This is a genomic window from Maridesulfovibrio spiralis (SeqCode) (assembly GCF_048571135.1).
GTDB lineage: Bacteria > Desulfobacterota > Desulfovibrionia > Desulfovibrionales > Desulfovibrionaceae > Maridesulfovibrio > Maridesulfovibrio spiralis.
In genome coordinates this window covers 3076743-3100000 of the sequence record NZ_CP182344.1, presented here as the reverse complement: position 1 = coordinate 3100000, position 23258 = coordinate 3076743, and the positions used below count along the sequence as shown (strand labels likewise).

The following is a 23258-nucleotide window of genomic DNA, read 5'->3' as shown; positions in this document are numbered from 1 at the left end:
GTCATGCAGATCAATGTAGCAGACTCCATTAAAATGTGCTGGTACCGTTTTTCAGGTACAGCTATCGGCGCTTTTATCGGAGTTTTATGCATTCTTATTTTTCCGCAAACTCCGCATATGACTTTGCTGGCACTATTCCTGTCAGTTGGATTTTGCGCGTACATGACCCGCTACAACAATCGCTATAAAATGGCAGCTATAACCACTACAATTGTCACTTTGGCCAGTCTAGGTGAACCGAACCGGGTGGAATTCGGACTTTTCCGCGTACTCGAAATCGGCATAGGAGTAGGCAGTGCCTTTATCACCAGCATTGCTGTCTGGCCGATGCGTGCTTCTGAAGCACTCAAAACAGACCTATTTAAGCAATTCGAAGAGTGCGCAGCTAACTATGAAACATTGATGGATGGATTTCTTGATAAACAAAGCTGCCTCATACCAAGTGCTCTTGAAGCATTCAACAGCAAACTTACCAAAAACCGTGAAGTCTACACCAAAGTTCTCCGTCTTGAACGTATTATATATATTGAAGACACTCAGCTGCTAGGGATGAAGGTCGAAATACTAGAAAAATGCGCCTCTCATCTTCGGGCTATGCTCCATGCATTGAACCATGTCCACGGTGAAGGATATCATATTATCATGGAGAAAGAGCTACGCCAGCTTGCCAAAGTTACCGCACAAGCCATGCGGGATATCGGCTCCAAGAGAATTCCCGACGAAAAAAACCTGCACGAGGCTCTCATCGCATCTCAAGCCAGACTTGAAACCCTGCGTAACGAAGGTGCAACACGTAGGTTCTATCTACAAAAAATGATACAGTTTTTCGCCTTTTACCATGGCGCGCAATTTATCTGCGAGGATCTACTACGCTACACCCGAGAAAGAAAAAGAATCAACTGCCGACTTTCCCAAAATCAATAAATACCGGCCAGATTCATGAGCAGCTGATCCGCTTCGGGCTTATCATATTTATGAGTCATCAGCAGTTCAATCACGCTCACATCTTTACCATAATAGCGTTTATTGAAATCTTTGCTGACCATGAAAGCACCTGTTCGATAGGTCATGCCCCCGTAAGCTCCGGCCTGATCTACCAGCAAAAGAATGTTACCCTCAATATCGAATGTTCCCCTATTGCTGCGATCGGCAGTATGTCCTACCGCTAAGTCTGCACCGAGAGAAAGATCAATTTTACCGCCAAGTGCAGATTCAAGAGCCTGATCATCCATCAAAAATACGAGCAGAGTTTTACCTTCCACCCCACCCTGCAAGCCTATATCAAATCCGGCCATATTGAAAAACGCAGGCCCGTTCCAGAAACCGGTCCCATCTTTGGCGCAAAGCACCCCCGGTCCGGCTTCGGCTCCGATCATGAACGCGGCCTTGTACACATCCGGAAAAATAAAGACCGCCCGTGCATCTTCCAGCAAATGATCAATATGCGCGCCCACAGGCTTCGCACGCATCTGGTTGAGTGCACAGACCGAAGAATCCACAATACTCTGCATAGTTGTTGATGAATTGGTTACGCACGGATTACCGACAAACTTTTTAACAGGATTACATGCGCAGACACAGACGGCTGCCAGCACCAGTAAGACTGCCAATTTTAATTTATTCATGCTCTTACCTTAAACTCAGATGGGGGCAATCATCAACTGTTATCAATTTTGAATCACCCTGCTTTCTTTTCAAGAAATTTCCGAGATGATAAAAAATGTCATGCTAAACATCAGAAAATATGTTTACTTAAGCTGAACAAACACAAATTGCTAAAGGAAAACAAATGTCCACGCTATTGCAGCCATATAATGAACGGATGATGGAAGTCCTGCTCTACATCCAGCGCAACCTTGATGGCGACCTTTCACCGGAAACCCTTGCCGAACTGGCCTGTTTTTCAGTGGCCCACTTTCACCGCATATTCAAGGGAATGATCGGGGAAAGCCTTAAAGAGCACGTCCGTCGATTAAGGCTTGAACGGGCTGCATACAGGCTTTGCTACACTGACAATTCTGTTATGGATATTGCGCTTGATGCAGGATTCGAGTCACCGGAAACCTTCAGCCGGGCTTTCAAAAAAAGATTTCTCGTCCCTCCCAGTGATTTCCGTAACAACTCGCGGGCTATGGTCAGTCCCGGCGATGACGGTAAAATCCACTATCGCCCGGAACCGAGCATTGATAACTTTCAAGTTGATGACTCCTCTACTGAAAGCAAAGTTGAAATCCGTACCCGTGAAGAAACACAGGTCGTATTTATCCGTCATATGGGACCATACTTTGAAGTCCCCAAGGCTTGGGACAAACTGTGTGGATGGGGATACGGCAACGGATTAATTAAAGCAGACACAGAATTCCTTGGTCTTTCCTACGATGACCCGGACATTACTCCGGCAGAAAAAATCCGCTATGATGCCTCCTTAAGCATTAATGAAGAAGTTGAAACACCGGCGGAAATGGGAATTCAGGTCATACCCGGTGGTAAGTATGCAGTAACAACCCACTATGGTCCGTATGAAGGGCTGCACGCGGCTTATCGGGAACTGTATGGGAAATGGCTTCCTTCCAGCGGTTATCAATTGAAAAACATTGTTCCATCGTTTGAAAAATATATAAAAGTCCCACCGGATGTTCCGCCTGAAGAAGCTGTCACGGAACTCTGGCTGGCTATTTATTAACAAGAAACAAAACGGAGTTTTCAAAATGGACGTTCAAATCTGGACCATTGACGCGGCAAAACTGGCTTACGTTGAGCACGTTGGCCCGTACGAAGAGGTGGGAAAAGCATGGGAAAAACTCTGCGGGTGGGCTGGTCCGGCGCAATTGTTCTCCCCCAAGACAAGATTTTACGGTGTTTATTACGATGATCCACGGGAAGTTCCGGCGGAGAAACTGCGCTCAGAAGCATGCATAACCATCGAAAATGGAATTGATGCACCTGATGGAATCAAAATCAAAGATTTCGAAGGCGGAAAATATGCAGTCACTACGCATCTGGGACCATATGAAAAACTCGGTGAATCATGGCTCAAATTTTACACCGAATGGCTTCCTCAGAGCGGCGAAAACCACGCTGAAAGTCCATGTTACGAGCAGTACATGAACGATCCGCAGAACACTAAACCCGAACACCTTGTAACTTTACTGCTCATGCCTTTGAAATAGACAAACAAAACGCCCCGCTTTCTCATCGAAAACGGGGCGTTCTTCCTTTGCAGCCGAATTAATAGCCGACAATCATGACTTTGTTTTCCAGCATCATGGGAATCCATATCCTATTAGCTTTTGTATCCAGATAAAAATCCGCTGGTCCGCCGATCTTTTCACCCAGATCAAGAATTGTCAGCTCACCTGTACTGAGATTCTGACATATCAAAACACCCTCTTTCTTGAAATCCACCCAGTCTGAAAAGACTATTTCGCCTTCATTATAGGCCATCCCATCGTAGAATCCACTTTTTTGGCAGGTCTTTTCAAAAATAAACTGATTTCCCTCAATATGCCCTTTCCCCACAATTCCATTAGGTTGATGATCTTTACCGAATGAGCAGAGATAAATTGTCCCGGTTTTAGAATCATAGGAAAGTCCGTTGGGGCCGTAGAGATCTGTGTCGCAATCAAGTCTACTGAAGTTTGCTTTGGGCGCGGTATTAACAACGAAAAGAGCACCGATATCCATTGCCGAGATCAGCAATTTACCTTCGCCGATTGCAGTCATCCCGTTAAGAAAAGACGTTCCTTCAGATGAAAAATCCAGATCAAGCACCTGCATTCCATCCAACAGATTATATCCTTTGAGTCGATCGATATCATTAATATATAGAACACCGCCCAGAACAACCATTCCCTTGGGGGCATTAAGCCCGTTGATGAACTTACGCTCAAGAACTTTTCCATCCCCGGAAAGCCTGGAAATATACCCGTCGCCGTCCTTATCCATAGGTTTGAGCTTTTCCCCCACATTGGAAACATAAAAATATGTTCCGTCAGAGGTCACACTTTCGGGTGCAGAAAACCCGTCAATCCTGATTGTTTTTGCGGAACATGCCGCAAGCCCCAAGGCCAGAACTAAAGATATTAATCCGAAAACATATTTACGCATGATTTCCTCCATGATTTTGATGAAAGAAAACTAGCGTAAAGGATTAATACTTACTTTCGATTAAAGTTCAGATTTTAACGGATTCAGTTCAGCACGATATTCACGGGGAGTCATGCCGTATTGTTTGCGGAAAAGGCTGCTGAAATGGGAAAGGCTGTCGTACCCTGAGTCGTATGTAATCTCAGTAATATTCTTATTGGAGTTGCGGAGAAGCTGGGCAGCCCATGAAAGGCGGCGTTCCCTTATCCATTTTGCAGGTGTGGTATTAAATGTCCTGCTGAATTCACGCTTAAAGGTGGACAGACTGCGCCCGGATAGTTCAGCCATATCGCCAAGGCTGATGTTTTTATTAAAATATTGTTCCATAATTGCGGAAAGATCTGTCTTCAATCCGTTGCGGCAGTCCAGCAAAAAATTCAAGAAATCTTCATTTCCGGCTGATGAGCAAAGATAGTGAAGCAGCTCCCGGATCTTAAGACGCAAAAATTCGTCTTCTTCACCTAATGAAGACTCAAAAAGGGGCATCATTGAAGATAAAAAGATCTTAATCTGTTCGCTGACATTAATTCGAAAAACAGCTTTTCCTGCTGCTTTACCACTGCTCTCTTCAGCCGCTAAATAATCCACAAACCCGCTCAACATGCGATCATCGAAAAAGAAAAGAACTGTATCAAAGGAACCGCCCTGCTCCGGGATCATCTCGGACATCAGGTGAATACCTTTGCAGCAGAAAAAAGCTTCGCCCTTTTCCAAAACAATATCGCCATCAGCTGAGTGAATATATTTGGTCCCCTCAACAATGAACACCAAAGAGTGCTGCGAAACACAGGTTTCGTGCCGTATCTCAGATTTTTCACTGCGGTACTGCACAAAAGTGACACCGCCAAGGTTAATGCTTGGAATACGGCCTGACTCATGAATATATCGGGGAATAGAAAGCATGATATAATAAAAAAGGGCCGTGCAAGACGGCCCTTATGATGTTTTGTAATTAGAATTCGAGATTCTTGGGAGTTCTGGGGAACGGAATTACGTCACGGATGTTGGTCACGCCGGTGAGCAGCATAAGCATACGCTCAAAGCCCATTCCGAATCCGGCATGCGGTGCACTTCCGAAACGGCGGGTATCGAGATACCACCAGTATTCTTCGGAATCCATTCCGGTTTCAGCGATTCTGCTTTCCAGAACATCAAGCCTCTCTTCACGCTGTGAACCGCCTACCAGCTCCCCAATTCTGGGAACCAACAGGTCCATAGCGGCAACGGTCTTATCATCGTCGTTCACACGCATGTAGAACGGTTTGATTTCTTTGGGGTAATCATAAACGATGACCGGCTTTTTGAAATGCTTTTCAGTCAGGTATCTTTCATGCTCAGTCTGCAGGTCCTGACCATATTCGGGATAAAATTCGAACTTCTTGGCTTTCTTGCAACGCTGCAAAAGGTTTACGGCGTCAGTGTAAGTGATACGTTCGAAGTCGTTATCAAGAGTATTGCGCAGGGTATCCATCAGTGTTTTGTCAACGAATTTAGCGAACAACTCGATGTCATCGGCGCAATTTTCAAGAACATGGTTGATGAGATATTTAACCATATCTTCGCCAAGATCCATGTTGTCATTGAGGTCGGCGAAAGCAACTTCGGGTTCAATCATCCAAAATTCCGCAGCGTGGCGCGGGGTGTTGGATTTTTCTGCTCGGAAAGTAGGACCGAAAGTGTAGACCTGTCCGAGAGAAAGAGCATACATTTCAGCATCAAGCTGGCCGGAAACAGTAAGGTGTGCTTCCTTGCCAAAGAAATCATTGGCAGCCTGATCTTCTTTCTTCATGGTAGAAAGAGCTTCGTGGTCCAGAGAAGTAATCCGGAACATTTCACCAGCGCCCTCACAGTCAGACCCGGTAATGATCGGAGTGTGCACGTAGAAGAATCCCTTATCGCGGAAAAATTTATGAATCGCGTAGGAAAGCTCGGAACGAATGCGGAACATGGCCCCGAATTTATTTGTGCGCGGGCGAAGATGCGCGATTGTACGCAGAAATTCATCAGAGTGACGTTTTTTCTGAAGCGGAAAAGTCTCAGGATCAGCAAAACCGACCAGCTCAATGGACTTACCGCGGACTTCCCACTTCTGCCCCTTACCGGGAGATTCAACCAGTTCCCCGGTAACGCTAACGGATGCACCGGTAGAAATTTTCTCAAGTTCAGCTTCGATTTCAGGGGTGTGGTCAATGATGACCTGCACGTTTTTCAGGCAGGAGCCGTCATTCACTTCCAGAAAAGAAAAGCCTTTGTTGTCACGCTTGGTGCGTACCCAGCCTTTAACCAGAATCTCGGAAGAGGCTTCTTCGGCATTCAAAATATCTTTCACGCATGTTCTTCTCATAAATTATCTCCAATCACTCGGTTTAGCGCCGACAATTGCGCTTCGCGTAAGATGTAGCCCCAAGACGGGTAAATTTCAACAAACTTATGCATCATTAATATATACAGCGGCAAAACAATAATCCTCGCAGAGTTAAGCCTTTAATCCTGAATTTCAGCCCGCTGAAAACATTCTTTTAACTTTTTTCATTTTTTACTTGCATTTCATAATAGGAATCGTTACTAATTATTTCAACGAAACGGAACAAAGTTTTTTACAATAAATACACATTCAAATCGAACACAAGGAGAATTCCAATGAGCAAGACACTTGAAAACCTTAAAGCAGCATTCGCAGGCGAATCCCAGGCTAACCGCAAATACCTCGCTTTCGCAGAAAAAGCAGAAGCAGAAGGCAAGCCAGGCGTTGCAAAACTTTTCCGCGCAGCCGCAGCAGCAGAAACCATCCACGCTCACGCTCACCTGCGCCTCATGAAAGGAATCGGTTCCACCGAAGAGAACCTCAAGCAGGCAATCGAAGGTGAAAGCTACGAATTCGAATCCATGTATCCTGAAATGATGGAAGATGCAAAAGCTGAAGGCGAAAACGCTGTTCTGCGCTACTTCGGTTTCGCTAACGAAGCTGAAAAAATCCACGCAAACCTCTATACCGAAGCTCTTAACGGTGAAGGAGACGTTTTCTCTGCAGCAGAATTTTACATCTGTTCCGTATGTGGTCACACACAGGATGGTGAAGCTACTGAAAAATGCCCCATCTGTGGTGCTGCTCCCAAAGCATACAGCAAAGTGGACTAAACTTACTGTTACTTCTGTCTCTCCCAAGCCCCGGTGCATCTCACCGGGGCTTTTCTTATGTTAAGCCCCGCCTCTGGACTAATCCCTGCTAATGCCTATCTGTTAAACGGACATCGAAAAGAGCCTAAACCGGACGGTTGCGTATCCGGGATTACTGCGCTATCTTCGCCTGTTCAAAATAGACTTCAAAGGGGATTTCAATGGGATTCTTTTCTAAAGTAAAAAAATTGTGGAGCAGTCCGGAAGACAGGGCTGAGAAAGCACTTAAAGATTATCTCGGTGATGACTACGAGTCGCAGGAAGAAGAAAAACCGGAAGATATAGCTGAGCCGGAGCCAGCACCTGCACCGGAGCCAGAGCCAGAGCCGGAGCCGACTCCTGTTCCTGTTCCTGAGCCGGAGCCAGAGCCAGAGCCAGAGCCGGAACTTACTCCTGAACCGGAGCCGACTCCAGAACCTGTTTTTGAACAGGTAGAAGAGCCTGCAGCAGAAGAAATCCCTGAAGAGACAATCATTGCAGAGGAGCCTGCTGTCGAAGAACCGATTGCAGAAGAACCCGTCATCGAAGAGCCGGTTGTTGAACCGGAGCCAGAAGTAGAACCGGAACCTGTAGCTGAACCCGAAATTTCATTAGAAGAGCCTGCCCCCGAACCGGAACCGACTCCTGAACCGGAGCCGGTAGAAGAAGCTCCTGTTGCTGTCGAAGAACCAGTAGCTGAGCCGGAACCCGTGGTGGAGCCTGTTGTCGAGCCTGAAATCGTTCCCGAACCCGAGGTGGTTGAGGAAGCTCTCATAGTGGAAGCTGAACCGGAACCTGCAGCAGAAAGACCGGGCGCACCGACCATTCTTGAACCGGTTATGGAAACCGAAGCCCAGTCCACAGATGACAAGCCGCAGTGGCAGATCGACCTGACCAAATCACTGCAGCAGGCTGAACCACGCCTTTCCGTATGGTTGGGACTCATCCTCGAAGGCATCGAAGAAGCCGGGGACGACCTTTGGGTCCGTCTTTCCTTCCTGCTGGAAGCTCTTGAAGCACCCAAGAATGAAGCTGAAGACTTTATCGCCCGCTTCAAAGACTGGCTTGAAGACATGGACTACGAGTATGTGGAAGAATTCCGCTCCGAACTCCAGTACCGTCTGGCTCTCGCCCTTGAACTTGAGGATGAAGAAGACGAGCGCAGCCGCCTGTTCATCAAGCTTTCCGAAGGTCTGAACAAGACCCGTGAGCAGATCACCAAGCGCATCGACTCCATGCTCTCCAGCCACACTGCTTTTGATGATGATTTCTGGGAAGAATTCGAAGAAATCCTGATCATGGCTGACGTCGGTTACGAAGCTTCCATGGAACTTGTCGAGCGCATGAAAGACCGCATCCGCAAGTCCGGGGAAACCAATCCCGAGAATTTCAAAGACCTGCTGCGTGAAGAACTGGATGAAATATTCAAGGTTCCCAGACGCATCAAGGCTTTCAACCCGCCGGAAGTTGTAATGATGATCGGCGTAAACGGTGTCGGTAAAACCACCACCATCGCCAAGCTGGCCCACCGCGCCCAGATGCAGGGCCGCAAGGTTCTCATTGTTGCAGGTGATACATTCCGCGCTGCCGCAATCGGACAGCTGGAAGTCTGGGCTCGCCGCGTAGGAGCCGGATTCTATGCCAAGGCAGAAGGTTCAGATCCTGCCGCTGTCGCATTCGAAGCCATCGATTACGCCGTCAAAAACGGTTACGACCTCATGCTGCTCGACACCGCCGGACGTCTGCACAACAAAGCCAACCTCATGGAAGAGCTGCGCAAGATCCGCCGTGTACTCGGTAAAAAGCACGACGAAGCACCGCACCGCAGTGTGCTGGTCATTGATGCCACCACCGGACAGAACGCCCTTTCCCAGACCAAGATTTTCAATGAGGAAATCGGCGTGGATGAGCTGATCCTGACCAAGCTCGACGGTACAGCCAAAGGCGGAGTCATGATCTCAGTAACCATGCAGCACAAACTGCCCATCACCTACATCGGGCTGGGCGAAAAAATGGAAGACCTCAGACCGTTTAACGGTGAGGACTTCGCTAAAGCACTGCTGCTGTCATAGGGTTGCCTCCGCGGCCCTTCGGGACTGATAAGAAGCTAAGCCTCTTTGGAATCCCTATCAGTTAATTTGACTTGCAATTAATAGCTAAAAACGCCCTTGGAGAATTTCTCCAAGGGCGTTTCTTATTTCCAGCCTGTCTCGCAAACCGCCTCGAATCCCGGCAGCTTGATCTTTTGGTGATGTAAAAACATTCGCTCTGCCCCGTCATCCTTTCCGTAAATGGGATCACCGATGATCGGGAATCCGGCATGGGCTAAGTGCGCCCTGATCTGGTGGCGCGCGCCCTTGGCGATACGCACTTCAAGCAAAGCTGTCCCGTCCGCGCAACTTTCCAGCAACTTTACACTGGACCAGCGTTCCGGTCCTGCCTGCTCTTCAAGTACTTTGGTGCGTTTTCGGTCAGCGGTATCCAGCCTGTTTTTGACTATGAAATCCTCATCAGGAACGCCATGCACCCTGGCATGGTAGATTTTATCCACTGTGCCGGAATCCTCATACGCACGAAATTCATTTTCCCGCTCTACTCCGAAAGCAACCAGCAACATTCCCGAAGTAAGAAAATCCAGCCTGTTTGCAAGGATCGGGTCCTGTCCGGGAAAAATACCGGAGAGGCACTCCTCAACAGAAGACTCCGTGCTTCCGGCAATTGCAGCCGAGTGCAAACCTTCCGGCTTATAAACCGTGCCGAACCCCTCTCCGTGCTTAACAACCTTGACCCTTGCCAATGCATCTACAAAACAAGACATCTCACCAGCCTCAAGCAACACAACTTCCGCGCCGGGAAACATCTTTAAACCTGAACGGCAACTGCGGCCATTAACCATCACCAGGCCGTTCTCGATTAAACGCCTGCGTTCACGCAAACCGCTTTCGGGCAGCAGTTTGAGCAAAAACTTATCAACCCGCATGCCCTCATCACTTTCGTCCGCAACAAGTCTGTCAATTTCGTTCAATTTTATATCTTCCGTTTCTGTTAGCTGATTACCGTTCAAACCTGATCAACAGGGTTTACGCTGCAAGGGAAACAGCATACAACTCGTTAAGTGCAATGAAATTTATTTAACTGTCCGTTTTTACAGCAGGTACACACTTTTTAAGCTGACCAACGGTCTTGATCAACCTTTTCCCAGTGTAACAGGATTTGCCGTGAATATTAAAGGCTGTATTTTCGTCATCTGTGCCGCCATCATGTGGGGGCTGATCGGTCCTATTTCCAAATTCCCCATTGAGCAGGGAGTTGCTCCGCTGGAAAATGCCTTCTGGAGGGCGGTTTTCGCATGGATGCTCTTCGCTGTCCACGCCTGCCGCATCCGGGCTGTAAAAATCGACATCAAAGACCTGCCCCAGATTATCGGCTTCGGTTTTGTGGGTGTGACCATCTTTTACGGTTCCTACCAATTGGCGGTGCAGGATGTCGGCGCAGCACTGGCCTCGGTTCTGCTCTACACCGCCCCGGCATGGGTAGCCTTCATGTCATGGCTGCTGCTGGGTGAAAAAATGACCCCGGTGAAAATATCCGCCATGCTGATCACCATCTGCGGCGTAACCTGCGTGTCCCTCGGACCCCAGATTTTCGGCACGGGCAAGGAAATGAGCTTCACATGGCCGGGTATCATCTTCGGCCTGACATCCGGGTTCACCTACGCCCTCTACTACATTTACGGCAAGACAATTTTCGCCCGCTACACCACGCCGACGATCTTTCTCTATGCCCTGCCCATCGGCGCGCTCTGCCTGCTCCCGGCCTTTGATTTCACCCCCAAAACCGGGACATCATGGGCCAGCATCATCGCGCTGGCAGTAATCTGCACCTACGGGGCATACTCCGTCTACTATGCCGGTCTTAAAACTCTGGAACCGACAGCCGCATCGGTTATCGCCACCATCGAACCGGTCATCGCCGCAATTCTGGCATGGCTCTGGTGGAACGAAAGCTTCGACTGGACCGGATACATCGGCAGTGCACTGATTATTTCCGCCGTTTTAATGATGGTCATGGAAAAGAAAATCACAGCTTTTCTGGCCTCAGGCAAAACAGCCACGTCTACAGTTAAAGAATAACTTTGATGCGCTTTTTATTGAATAAACTTTGCCCCCGGCGGCCCTTTCGGGGAACCCTCCAGGGGCCAAAGGACCCTTTTGAAAAAGGATTCTCTGGACTCTCCTAAAACTTTTGTTAGGGCTTCGCCGCGAGGCAATCTAACTCAGAATATAATTACAAAAAGAACACATCCCCCAACTAACGCGTTTTGGGAAAGGGGAGAGGAGTCCAGAGGAGAGGGGAAAACCCTTTTGCTACCGCCCAAAAGTGTTTTCCCCTCTCCTCTGGTCCCCGAAGGGCCGCCGGAGGCAAACTATAAATGCTCAAACAAGTAAAAGCTTCAGCCGGGTCAGGTAAGACATACGAACTTACTGCCCGCTTTTTATCTCTTTTAGCCGGAGCACAGGAAGAGGATTCTGTTCCAGTGTGCAAAAGTTCGCAGGGCAAGGGTTACTGCTGGCCTGAAATCATGGCTGTAACATTCACCAACAAAGCCGCTGCCGAGATGAAGGAACGCGTTATCCGTTCGCTGAAAAACCGCGCTTTGGATATCGAAGGCGACGGACTGGGAGCGGACTGGAAACCTCAGGAAGCCAAAAGACAGCTCATCCCGATCCTTCAACGCTACAACCGTCTGAACATCCGCACCATCGACAGCCTGCTCAACCTGCTGGTGCGCATCTTTGCCCTTGAGCTGGGCCTTAACCCCGAATTCGAACTGCTCTTTGAACCGCAGGCCCTATTCGAACCAAACTTCAATAAATTTCTGGCCCAATGCGAAGAAGGCGACCTGCTGCGCAAAGAACTGCTCGATGACGCAGTGGACAGCCTTGTGCTCAAGGAAGAGAAACAGGGATTCTGGCTTGCCGAGCAAATGCGTATGCGGTTGCTCTCCATCCTGACCCACGTCATCGACCACCCGGCAGAACGGCTTACAGATCAGGAAGAAATCGCCGGACTACTGCAAGTGGAATTCGATGCCTTCCAGAAAGCGGTTCGCGATATATCCGGGCTGATTGATACGGACAAACTTGCTGCTTCGGCACACCTCAATAAATACCTCGCCCATGCTGCGACCATCGATTTCATGGACCTGCCGAAAGAATCGACCATGGTTGCCAAGGACAGCTTTGAGGACTGCGTAAACAAAAAATCCAAAGGCGACATCAATTCCTATCATGAAAAGATTTACGCTGAACTGAAGCTGGCCCACGAAGTCTACCGCGATAAAGCGACCATCCTGCGCGGTGCATACGCACTGGCTCCGTTCGTACGTATTGTGGAAGAAATCCGGGCCGACATAATCGAATACCAGACCCGCAACGGAATGCTGCTCAGTGCGGACCTGCCAAAAGTTGCCAGCTACGTCCTGCAAGGCGGCAGCGCATTACCCGATGCCTTCTGCCGCATGGGGTCTCGGCTGCATCACCTGCTTGTCGATGAATTTCAGGATACCAGCCTCGCCCAATGGCAGGCCATGATTCCACTGGCGGTGGAATGTTTATCCAAGGCAGGCAGCCTCTTCTATGTCGGTGACATTAAGCAGGCTATTTACAGTTGGCGCGGAGGCCGTTCCGAACTTTTCGATGAAGTCGGACAGGACCCGGAACTGAACATGCTTTCCGAATTTATCCCGGCCAATCTAGATTACAACTGGCGCAGTCTGGAACATGTTATCGGATTCAATAACGATTTTTTTGATGCGTTGGCGGATTATGATGTCGCCATCGAACTTTCGGAAAAGCTTTATCCCAACGGACCGCAGGAACAGCAGATTGAACTGGCCCAGCGCATTTCACATTCATTTGACAAGGCATCTCAGCAACTGCCGCCCAATCAGGACCGCACCGGGGGCTATGTAAGGCTGCAACGCGTATTTGCCTCAAGCGCGGCTGAAATTGTGGAGGAAACCCGCCGCAACTTCGACCAGCTCATGGAAGAATTACTGCCGAGCCGCGAATACCGTGATATTTGCGTGCTGGTCCGCTCCAATGGACACGCTCAACTTGTCTGCGACTGGCTGGTGGAAAAGTCCATCCCGGTAATTACCGAGAACAGCCTGCAACTGGACCGCCACCCCATCGTGCGCCAGATGGTTTCACTGCTTAAATTTCTTGATTACCCGCAGGACGACCTTGCTTTTCTGGAATTTATCTGCGGGCAGGAAATTTTCGGAACTATCTCTGATATTTCCCATGAAGACCTTTTCGAATGGTTGTCCAGGCGCGACAAAGGCCCGCTGCACCGCCGCTTTTCCGAGCAATACCCTGATTTCTGGAACACGCACATTTCTCCTTTCCTGCGCAAGTCGGGGCTGATGACCCCTTACGACCTTGCCAGTGAGATGGTCAGCCGCTTCAGGCTCATCGAAATCTACCCGCAGGACGAATTGTACATCCGCCGGTTCCTTGAGGTGGTTCACCTTGCCGAGGAAAAACGGGGCACTTCGCTGGCCGCATTCCTCGACTTCTGGGAGCTGTCCTCCGCCGAGGAAAAAGTGCCCTTGCCGGAATCGGTAAATGCGGTGCGTATCATGACCATCCACAAATCCAAAGGTCTGGAATTTCCGGTCATTGTTGTGCCCTTCCATAGTTGGTCAGTGTCCGGTCCGGATACTTCGCTGGCTGATATCGAAGTGGACGGACAAACCATGCTCACCCCCATGAGCAGTGCGCTGGGTGATATTTATTACGAAAACCGAACCCGCATGTTCAGCGAACAGCTCAACCTGCTTTATGTGGCATGGACACGCGCCGGGCAGGAACTTTATGGGTTCCTGCCGTCTGAAAAGACACGCGGCGTCACTCCGGCCCTTGCAGCAATCGAGCTGATCCTCGAAGATAAATTCAATGATCTTGGATTACTGGAATACGGAATCAAACCGCAGACAACAGCTACCGAGCCTGAAAAGACTGTCACTGTCGAGCCTGAATCGTGCGACGATTTCTGCACTGTAGAAGATGATCTTTCAGCCCTGCCAGAAGCGGAACTCATGGGCTGGCTACCGAGGCTGCGCGTCTACCGCCACAACCTCGAAGACTATTCCTACGATGCACGAATGCGAGGCGAACTGGCTCACAATGCCATGGAAAATCTGATCCTCACCGGAAACGACGAAGCCGACTGCCGCCGCAGTGCCGAAGCCGCCTTTGCAAAGTTCCCGGCTGTAACAGAAGAGGAAGACGTGCTTGTCCCGCAAGTAACTGACATGGCCCTCTGGGCTTTGTCCGAACCGGATGTGCGCACGGCAATTGAGCGCGGCAGGCCCGAAGTCGCAATAATGGACTCTAAAGGCGAAACACATCGCGCCGACCTGCTGCTTCTGGAAGATAAACGGGCACTGGTCGTGGAATACAAAACCGGGCAGCCCTCACCGGAAAATGAAAAACAGGTCAAAAGATACCTGAAGCTGCTGCGTGAAATGTATGGCGATGAAAAAGAATTACGCGGTTTACTGGTATATCTGGACGGTAAATTCACAAGAGAAATCAATTTATGATGCGCTGCGCGTATTATTGAAGTGATTTCGCCTCCGGCGGCCAAAGAAACTTTTTGTAAAAAGTTTCTCTGGACTCTTCAAAAACTTTTAATCGTTTTAACCTGTCAGTTCTTTAAATATTTTGCGCTTTTAATGCGAAGCGGCGAAGCCCTACTAAAAAGTTTTGGGATTCTTAAACCCTTTTTCCAAAAGGGTTTAAGGCCCCCGGCAGGGCCCTCGGAGAGCCGCCGGAGGCACAACAAATGAATAATAAAAATATACAGATAATATCGTGGAAAGAGGATTTCATTGAAAACCTTGCCACTACTATAATTAATGATTCCGACGGTGATTTGAGCCGGGTTACGGTTATTGTCCCGCACCATCGTCCGGCGCGGTACTTGAAGAAAGCCCTTGCGGCATCGGACCAGTTAGCCAAACCTTGCATTCTACCGGAGATTTATTCTTTTTCCGACTTTGTTTCTTCGTTGATACCAAAGCTGACTGCCGAATTTCCGCGCAAGATAGGCAAACTGGATCAGGTCGGACTGCTTTTTGATATCATTGAAAAGATGCGCGGCGAATCCACGGGTATGCTTGCGAAAATGCCTGCGGACCTGCAATTGTTTTTCCCGTGGGGAACACGGCTGACTTCACTGCTGGAAGACCTGCTGCGTCAGGACATCAAACCGCGCAACCTGACCATGCTGCAAGGCGAAGTCCTGGAATGGGCAGCCGCACTTCTGGAAGAGCTGGAAATTATTTTCGTGCGCTACGTTGAAGAGCTTGAAAAGCGCGGCTGGACCACTTCCGGGCTGGAAAACCGCACTCTGGTGGAAAATTTCTCCGGCCTTGATGAGATTCTGAAAGGCCGTAAACTATATCTTGCCGGTTTCTACGGAGTCAGCGGCGTGGAAGACATGTTCTTCCGCTACCTGTGGGAAAATTTAGGGCTACAGGTCATCTGGCATAGCGACCCCGGACTGGCAGAAGGCCGCAAAGGGCACTTTGCTGTACGCGAACACCGCTTGTGGCTCCAGAACTGGAAAGCCGAGGCAGTCTCTGATCATTCCGCCAAAAACAGTTGCGACCTGCCGGAACTTAAATTCTTTGAAGGATTCGACCGTCATTCCCAGCTGTCAGCCATGCGCGACGAACTCTGCTCGCAAAAGGTGGAGGGCTGCGCAGTAGTTCTGCCGGACACCTCCCTGCTGCTCCCGGTCATGCACCATCTGCCGGAGCAGGACATCAACATCAGTATGGGATACCCGCTGGAACGCTCGGCCCTGAACGGACTGCTGGAAGCTACGCTCAAATTACAGGAAAACCGCAACGGGCAGAATTTCTACTGGAAAGATATTCTGGCCCTGATCCGTCATCCATACCTGAAAATGCTGGAAGTGGACGGGGACCAGCCCCTGCGTACTATTTTTCACCAATGGGAAAATGCTTTGCGTCACGGTGCGCCTTATGCGGATGTAAAAGATTTCGTCCCGGTCTACAGCGACGACAACGGTAATCTGGTTGAGAATCCCAAAATTACTGAAGAGCTGCGTGCCGAAGCGGTACGGATCTGCATTGACGGATTCAAGGATATCGAAACCCTTTCCGAACTTGCCGACAGCCTGCAAACCTTGGCCGAAATGCTGCGCCAGCGCGGCGGTACACTTTGGAACCGCTATCTGTTGGACTCCGAATGCCTGTTCCGGCTTATGAATGAAGTAATCCCTGAACTGCGCGAAAGCTCCATCAGCAATGAAATTTTCGGGCAGTCACTCTGCTTTTCCATTTTCCGGCAACTGCTTTCATCACAACGAGTCTCCTTTGAACCGGACCCAATTTCCGGTATGCAGGTGCTCGGTATGCTGGAAAGCCGTCTACTGAACTTCAAACGTACCTTCATCCTCGACACTGTAGACGAAAAGCTTCCCGGCACAGACCCCTACGACCCACTGCTCCCGGACCAGTTGCGCCACCTGCTGGACCTGCCGGATTCACGCGAAAGGGAATCAGTGGCCACCTACAACTTCTACCGCTTGATTATGGGCAGTGAGGAATCCTGCATCTTTTACCAGAGCGGAGTGCAGCCCGGATTGCTGGACTCGAAATCCATCCGCTCCAGATTTGTGGAACAGCTGCTTTGGGAAATTGAGCAGCAACGCAAGGAAATCATTACTCCGGGCGAAGACTTCCCGCTCAAGGCGGTTAACTTCCCTGTTGGAGCCATCGTTAACAGCCCTGCGGCTATTCCCAAGGAACCCTTGCAGGACAAACTGCGCAACCTGCTAAGGTTCAAAGGCCTTTCCCCATCCGCAATTGATTGCTACGTGGGTTGCCCTAAGCAGTTCTTTTTCCGTTACCTTTCCAACGTGCGCGAAAGTGTCAGCGTGGATACAGAAGGCGACCGCGCCGGATTCGGCGACCTTATCCATTCTGTACTCAAAGATTTCCTCGAACCGCACCTGAACAAGGACATCTGCGGTGCGGACCTGAACACCAACGATCTGCAAGACCTGTTCATGCTCCGCCTGGAACGCGATTCCCTCTACCCCAACCTTGCATATGACATCAAAAAATCTCTTGAACAGGCCGGGAAAAATCGACTGGCCCTGTTTCTGAAAAACCTGAAGCCGACCAGAATAGTAGAACTTGAATCAGATTCACAGGCCGAGCTTGAAATTGACGATTTCAAAGTGCGCATCCAAGGCCGTGTTGACCGGGTTGATGAACGTGGCGCAGAACGTCATGTTCTGGATTATAAAACCGGACGGCTGCACCTGCCCCGCCGCTCTTTCTGGGAAGATGAACAAATCTGGGGTCCGATTCTTGATGATCCGCAAGCCATCCACCATGACGGAACCATGTTTTTGGAGATGATCAAGAATAGTGCTGACAGCCTGCAACTGCCCCTTTATCTGCTCATGGACCATCACACATCCGGTGAACTTCCCCGGCAGGCTGCACTTGTAGAACTGCTCACCGACGGACGGGAGATGGGACTATTTGACTCCAAAACCAGCGATGAAGACCGCGAGGAAATCATCGAAACAAAAATTCCGGCCCTGACCAGATTGATTATCAATAACATGATGATAGAGGAAGAGTTTAAACCCATTCGCTCCAACATGTGCCAATGGTGCGCGTACCGGGAAGCATGTGGATGCTGATATGTTGCATTGATTTGACATACACAGCCTACCAATGAAACTATTCATTACAAAAATAAAGAGGAACATAGTATGAAGACTGCTGATATTATGATTTGCGGAGCCGGAATTGTTGGTCTGACTGTAGCGCGCGAACTTGTATCCAGAGGGTACAAGGACATTCTGATCATTGATAAAGAACCTGAAATTGCAAAACACGCTTCCGGGCGAAACAGCGGAGTTCTGCATGCCGGGATATATTACGCACCGGGCAGTTTACGTGCAGTTTCATGCCTATCCGGCAACTTCATGATGAAAGAATACTGCCGAGAAAAAGGACTGCCCCTGCTGGAGACCGGAAAAGTTATTGTTGCCCGCAATGAATCCGAGTTGTCTACCCTACACGAACTCTATAGCCGTGCCACAGCCAATGGAGCCAAAGTCGAAATCATCGATGAACAGCGTCTTGCCGAAATAGAACCTAATGCAAAAACAACAAAAGAAGCACTGTTTTCCCACTACACTGCTGTAGTAGATCCCCGTGCAGTAATGCATTCACTCTATAACGACCTTGAATCCAGCGGCAAAGTATCTTTCATGCTCGGCACAAAATTCATCACTGCCAAAAGCAACAATGTAATCGTTACCGATAAAGGTGAAATCAGCTGCGGGCTGTTCATCAATGCAGCGGGTTCCTACAGCGATCAGGTCGCACGCCCGTTCGGATTTGGTGAAGGTTATCAGCTGATCCCATTCAAGGGCATTTACAAGAAACTCAAAAAAGAAAAAGCCCACACCATCAAAGGCAGCATCTACCCGGTTCCCAACATCAAGAACCCCTTCCTTGGAATCCACTTTACTCGCGGGGCAAGCGGCGACGTATATCTCGGCCCCACTGCAATCCCTGCTTTTGGCCGTGAGAACTACGGCATCCTCAGCGGACTGGACAAAGAGGCCTTTGACATCATGATCCGCGACGCCATTCTCTTTTTCAAAAACCCGAAATTCCGCTCCGTCGCATTTGAAGAACCACGCAAATACTTCTTCAAGTGTTTTTTCAATGATGCAAAAAAGCTTGTTAAAGAACTCTCTCCGGACGACATTGAAAGCTCTTCCAAAGTGGGCATTCGCCCGCAATTAGTGGATCTGAAACGTAACGAACTTGTCATGGACTTTTTAGTGGAAAGTGATAAAAAGAGTGTGCACGTACTCAACGCTATTTCACCGGCATTCACTAGCTCCATGTACTTTGCTGAAATGATTGTGGAGAAATACATACACTAGAGAATGTATGTATTTTACAATGCGAGAATCATCATTTTGCATAACAACGCAACGATGTAACAGTTAAAAAGAACTTGACTTTAGTACTCATACAGGAAAAAACTTTTCTCGGACTTCAAAGTTGCCTCTGAACAATAAATACACCGCTGTATGTATCTTTTTTAGGATACCTGCCACAAAGTGTTTTTGTTGACAGTATTGTTTAGTTACCGAGGCAGCTCTTAAATATACAAGTCACAGGAGAACTTTAGTATGAATCTTCCTCAGCTCAAGATTGGCGATCTGGTTGCAAAGGTCCCCGTCGTTCAGGGCGGCATGGGTGTGGGTATTTCCCTCTCCGGCCTTGCTTCCGCAGTTGCTAAAGAAGGCGGAATCGGCGTAATTGCTGCTGCAATGATCGGTCTTACCAACAAAAATGGTGGTAAAGATCACGCCAAAGCACACATTGACACTCTGGCCGAAGAAATTCGCAAGGCCAAAGAAATGTCTTCTGGTATCCTCGGTGTAAACATCATGGTTGCCCTGTCCAACTTCGCGGATATGGTCAGCACCTCTGTAAAAGAAGGTGCGGATGTCATCTTCTCCGGTGCCGGACTTCCGCTTGACCTGCCCAAGTACCTGCACGACGGAGCAAAGACCAAGCTGGTCCCCATTGTTTCCTCCGGCCGCGCAGCATCCATCATCTGCAAAAAATGGATTTCCAAATTTGACTACCTGCCTGATGCATTCGTAGTTGAAGGCCCCATGGCAGGCGGCCACCTCGGCTTCAAACGCGAGCAGCTCAACGATCCCAAATTCGCACTGGAAAATATCCTTCCCGAAGTAATCAAGGCTGTTAAGCCCTTCGAAGAAAAAGCAGGCCGCACGATCCCCGTTATCGCTGCTGGCGGTGTATACTCCGGTGAAGACATTAATAAATTCCTCGACATGGGTGCAGCCGGCGTTCAGATGGGAACCCGCTTTGTTGCCACCCACGAATGCGATGCTGATGATGAATTCAAACAGGCTTACGTTAACTCCACTAAAGAAGATATGGCCATCATTCAGAGTCCTGTAGGACTCCCCGGCAGAGCCGTTAACAACGACTTCCTGCAAGCGGTAACCGATGGTAAGAAATCTCCATTTAAATGCCCGTTCCATTGCATCAAAAGCTGCAAAGTAGAAGAAAGCCCCTACTGCATTGCCGCTGCACTGATCAATGCTCAGCGTGGTAAGCTGAAAAACGGTTTCGCTTTCGCAGGCTCCAACGCTTGGAGAACCGAAAAAATCATCTCCGTAAAGCAACTCTTCACCGACCTTAAAGCTGAATTCGATCGCGCTGTCGCACGCTAAATTCTATTCTCCATAGATAACAAAAAAAGGCGTTCTGCATTTTGCAGAACGCCTTTTTTGTGCCTCCACCGGAGCCACAAAATTACTTTTTATCTTCAACTTTAGCTTCTTCTTTAGGAGCAGCTTCTTTCTTGGGTGCTGCTTTTTTGGCGGCGGGCTTCTTAGCTGCTGGTTTCTTGCGCTTGGAGATAAGTGATTCAAGCTTTTCAGCAGCAGCCTGCGTATCACCAGCTTCACCCAAGTAATGCATTTCACCCTGCGGAGATATCCAGTGCCAACCCTCAGGCTTTTTTAAAATACGCGCACCCTTGGAATCAAGGTAGTCTTTAAATGATGCTTTTTCGAGGCTATCATCAATCTGCACGGTCAGCTTACGATTCTCAGCCATGACCTGTGTATGACGAAAAATTTCAAATGCACTGTGAACCAGATCAAAGGCCGGGTCTTCAATCACACATTTCTTGGAGGAAAGTTCTTTTTCAAGCTGGGCCAGATCCTTTTTCATACTGCGGAGCTCAAAAAGAGCATCCTTACGGGCTTCTTCGCTCTTGTCATTGATTGCATTTGTCACTGCCGCTGCGGTCTGTTTTTTCATTGAACGTCCTCCAGAGTTGTTAAGTTAATTTTTGCTTAACATATGTGTTCTCAAAAGACTATCTCAAACTAACGTATTTTACTATTCTTCCTCGTTTTTTTCTACATCCGGGGCCTGATTTCCAGCCAGAGGATGTGCTTTGTCATACACATTCATGATCTGCTGCAAGTTCAAATGCGTGTAACGCTGGGTAGTGCTCAGGTGCTCATGCCCCAGAAGCTCCTGAACCGAACGCATATCCGCCCCCGATTGCAGCATGTGGGAAGCGAAGCTGTGCCGTAACATGTGCGGATGCACACCCTCGTGCAGTCCACACCCTTCAGCCATACGGGCAAGAATGCGGTTAACCTGCCTGCGGTTCAAACGACCGCCCCGGTTGCCCACGAAAAGGGCCTGCTCTTCAAGTGACGGTCCCAGCTCAGCGCGCACGGTAAGATAATCATTAACCGCCTTACAAGCTGCATCACTCAAAGGCGAGAGCCGCTCTTTGTTTCCTTTACCGGAAACGCGGACAACCCCACTTGAAGTATCCACATCAAACAAATCTAAAGTGACGGCTTCACTTACTCGTAAACCTGATCCGTAGAGCATTTCAGCCAAAGCCAGATCGCGCTTATCAGTAGGTTCATCACCGACATGTGCATCCATCAGATTCACGGCTTGATCCACATTCAAGGAACGGGGATGGCGTATCTCCTGCTTAGGGTTGCGGATTCCAACCATCGGATCTTTCTTAATAAACCGATGCTTGGTCATATACCTAAAAAAGGACCGCAAAGACGAAAGTTTGCGGGACATAGTTGATTTTGCAAGCCGCTTGGCATGCAGCTTGGCAAGAAAACCGCGCACATGATCCGGGGTTATTTTTTCGGGACAAGCGAGAGAACCTTTACGGCTCCCCATAAATTCTTCGAATTGAGAAAGATCTTTTCCGTAGGAACGCAGTGTTGCAGCGGAGGAACGTTTCTCCACATCAAGATAAGTCATGAAGACAAGAACCGGTTCGGGCAGATCTTTAGGAATTTCTGCGGTCGAGGACATAGCTGCTCTTGGGATTTTCCTTGGCTTTTTTCTTCAAATTCATGGCAATGGCCGAAGCCTCACCAAAGTGCTTCATTCGACCATTGAGGTTAAAAACAACAGCAATCGAAATCGCCATCAGCGGGAATGTCTGAACTTTGCCTTGACGGTCTTTGGATACGATTGATTTCCGCTGGCGGTCTTCCATGTCGTAGAAATTCGGTACTATGCCGTCGAAAGAAAAAATAATGCGCTGGCAGACTTCCTCAATAATGTCCGGGGAAGTGATGACAACGAAATCATCGCCTCCAACATGCCCTACAAAGGTCTGCTCCCCGGCAAAGCTGCGCACCGTGTTAACAATGATACGCGCACTCATCATCAGGACTTCATCACCACGCGAAAAGCCGTACTTATCATTGAAAGACTTGAAGTAATCAAGGTCGCAATAAGCAAGGGCAAAATCCTGCTTGCGATCAATGAGGCTCTGAATCTTCTGAATAATGGAAGTGTTACCCGGCAACTTGGAAAGCGGGTTGGCGTCAAGTGCACGAAGTGCACGGCAGAGGGTCAAATTCACCCTTTCGCGGACAATAGGCAGGAAAAACGGACGGACCAGAAAATCGTCAACTTCGACCTTGTTCCAGTCCCAGGGGTTTTGTAAATCGGTATCATCAAGGCAGATTATTACCGGAAGTTGACGGTAGACATTCTCACTTTTTACAAGCCGCGCCAACTCCTGAGCCGGGACATCTTCTACCCGACTATCCACGATAAGCAGATCAGGAGGATTGTTGAACAACTCCTCCACAGCACCTCGAGCTTCTGTATAGCAGGTGAATTCCAGCACTTCTTTGGGCCAGATATCAAAAAGAAGGTCACGCAGGGAGTTGTCCGGCGAAACCAGAATAGCCTTATGTTTTGCCAGCCCCAGAAGGCCGTGATCCTTATTCATGTCCATAGCCTATGGCTTTAACATCAACCTTCG

18 protein-coding genes (1 of these 18 only partly in view) are annotated in these 23258 nt (G+C 48.9%); 10 read left to right on the top strand and 8 right to left on the bottom strand.

The genetic code is table 11. From position 1 onward, the window contains the following. Positions 1-924 carry the 3' portion of an FUSC family protein gene (locus ACNI29_RS13845; RefSeq protein ID WP_419778959.1) on the top strand. The gene continues 141 nt to the left of window position 1, outside the view, so 924 of the gene's 1065 nt are visible here — the last part of the coding sequence; its start codon lies beyond the left edge, outside the window; the stop codon is at positions 922-924. On the opposite strand, the gene ACNI29_RS13840 is transcribed toward ACNI29_RS13845, so the two are convergent. Beyond that, positions 918-1625: a lipid-binding SYLF domain-containing protein gene (locus ACNI29_RS13840; protein WP_419778958.1), complete on the bottom strand. Its 708-nt coding sequence runs from the start codon at positions 1623-1625 to the stop codon at positions 918-920. The genes ACNI29_RS13845 and ACNI29_RS13840 overlap by 7 nt on opposite strands. Before the next feature lie 164 nt (positions 1626-1789). Here ACNI29_RS13840 and ACNI29_RS13835 point away from each other — a divergent pair, with 164 nt between their 5' ends. Both ACNI29_RS13835 and ACNI29_RS13830 read left to right on the top strand, forming a co-directional pair. After that, positions 1790-2683, top strand: coding sequence for an AraC family transcriptional regulator (locus tag ACNI29_RS13835; protein WP_419778957.1), 894 nt, complete (start codon positions 1790-1792; stop codon positions 2681-2683). A 25-nt stretch (positions 2684-2708) separates the two neighbouring features. Beyond that, positions 2709-3170, top strand: a complete 462-nt coding sequence (locus ACNI29_RS13830) for an AraC family transcriptional regulator (RefSeq protein ID WP_419778956.1) — start codon at positions 2709-2711, stop codon at positions 3168-3170. Positions 3171-3228: 58 nt separating this feature from the next. On the opposite strand, the gene ACNI29_RS13825 is transcribed toward ACNI29_RS13830, so the two are convergent. Genes ACNI29_RS13825 through asnS form a run of 3 tightly spaced genes read right to left on the bottom strand, consistent with a single transcriptional unit; the run spans position 3229 to position 6490 of the window. Next, the gene (locus ACNI29_RS13825) at positions 3229-4107 is read right to left on the bottom strand and encodes a hypothetical protein (RefSeq protein WP_419778955.1); all 879 of its coding nucleotides are present in this window, start codon (positions 4105-4107) and stop codon (positions 3229-3231) included. Positions 4108-4167: 60 nt separating this feature from the next. After that, positions 4168-5049 (bottom strand): AraC family transcriptional regulator, encoded by an 882-nt coding sequence (locus tag ACNI29_RS13820; protein ID WP_419778954.1) that lies wholly within the window; start codon positions 5047-5049, stop codon positions 4168-4170. Positions 5050-5098: 49 nt separating this feature from the next. Beyond that, complete coding sequence (gene asnS / locus ACNI29_RS13815) at positions 5099-6490, bottom strand: asparagine--tRNA ligase (protein WP_419778953.1); 1392 nt, start codon at positions 6488-6490, stop codon at positions 5099-5101. Between the two features lie 296 nt (positions 6491-6786). Here asnS and ACNI29_RS13810 point away from each other — a divergent pair, with 296 nt between their 5' ends. Both ACNI29_RS13810 and ftsY read left to right on the top strand, forming a co-directional pair. Beyond that, complete coding sequence (locus ACNI29_RS13810; RefSeq protein ID WP_419778952.1) at positions 6787-7284, top strand: rubrerythrin family protein; 498 nt, start codon at positions 6787-6789, stop codon at positions 7282-7284. Positions 7285-7484: 200 nt separating this feature from the next. Then, complete coding sequence (gene ftsY, locus ACNI29_RS13805) at positions 7485-9374, top strand: signal recognition particle-docking protein FtsY (protein WP_419778951.1); 1890 nt, start codon at positions 7485-7487, stop codon at positions 9372-9374. A gap of 122 nt (positions 9375-9496) precedes the next feature. Here the strand turns inward: ftsY and ACNI29_RS13800 are convergent, their stop codons facing one another. Further along, the gene (locus ACNI29_RS13800; protein ID WP_419778950.1) at positions 9497-10327 is read right to left on the bottom strand and encodes a pseudouridine synthase; all 831 of its coding nucleotides are present in this window, start codon (positions 10325-10327) and stop codon (positions 9497-9499) included. A 193-nt stretch (positions 10328-10520) separates the two neighbouring features. On the opposite strand from ACNI29_RS13800, the gene ACNI29_RS13795 reads away from it, so the two are divergent. The 5 genes from ACNI29_RS13795 (at position 10521) to ACNI29_RS13775 (ending at position 20655) form a co-directional block, all read left to right on the top strand. Continuing rightward, positions 10521-11435 carry a DMT family transporter gene (locus ACNI29_RS13795; RefSeq protein ID WP_419778949.1) on the top strand — a complete coding sequence of 305 codons (915 nt, stop codon included), beginning with the start codon at positions 10521-10523 and terminating at the stop codon, positions 11433-11435. A 299-nt stretch (positions 11436-11734) separates the two neighbouring features. Beyond that, positions 11735-14914 (top strand): UvrD-helicase domain-containing protein, encoded by a 3180-nt coding sequence (locus ACNI29_RS13790; protein ID WP_419778948.1) that lies wholly within the window; start codon positions 11735-11737, stop codon positions 14912-14914. A gap of 242 nt (positions 14915-15156) precedes the next feature. Further along, positions 15157-18060, top strand: coding sequence for a PD-(D/E)XK nuclease family protein (locus ACNI29_RS13785; protein WP_419778947.1), 2904 nt, complete (start codon positions 15157-15159; stop codon positions 18058-18060). A gap of 72 nt (positions 18061-18132) precedes the next feature. Next, the gene (lhgO, locus tag ACNI29_RS13780) at positions 18133-19323 is read left to right on the top strand and encodes an L-2-hydroxyglutarate oxidase (protein WP_419778946.1); all 1191 of its coding nucleotides are present in this window, start codon (positions 18133-18135) and stop codon (positions 19321-19323) included. A gap of 252 nt (positions 19324-19575) precedes the next feature. After that, entirely contained in the window at positions 19576-20655 is a 1080-nt protein-coding gene (locus ACNI29_RS13775; protein WP_419778945.1) for an NAD(P)H-dependent flavin oxidoreductase, read from the top strand. Between the two features lie 82 nt (positions 20656-20737). Here ACNI29_RS13775 and ACNI29_RS13770 read toward each other — a convergent pair whose 3' ends face one another. From ACNI29_RS13770 to ACNI29_RS13760, 3 genes are all read right to left on the bottom strand, one after another. Further along, positions 20738-21250: a hypothetical protein gene (locus ACNI29_RS13770; protein WP_419778944.1), complete on the bottom strand. Its 513-nt coding sequence runs from the start codon at positions 21248-21250 to the stop codon at positions 20738-20740. Between the two features lie 81 nt (positions 21251-21331). Then, complete coding sequence (gene xerC, locus ACNI29_RS13765; RefSeq protein WP_419778943.1) at positions 21332-22291, bottom strand: tyrosine recombinase XerC; 960 nt, start codon at positions 22289-22291, stop codon at positions 21332-21334. After that, entirely contained in the window at positions 22266-23231 is a 966-nt protein-coding gene (locus ACNI29_RS13760; protein ID WP_419778942.1) for a diguanylate cyclase, read from the bottom strand. The genes xerC and ACNI29_RS13760 overlap by 26 nt, the downstream gene beginning before the upstream one ends. Between the last annotated feature and the right edge of the window lie 27 nt (positions 23232-23258).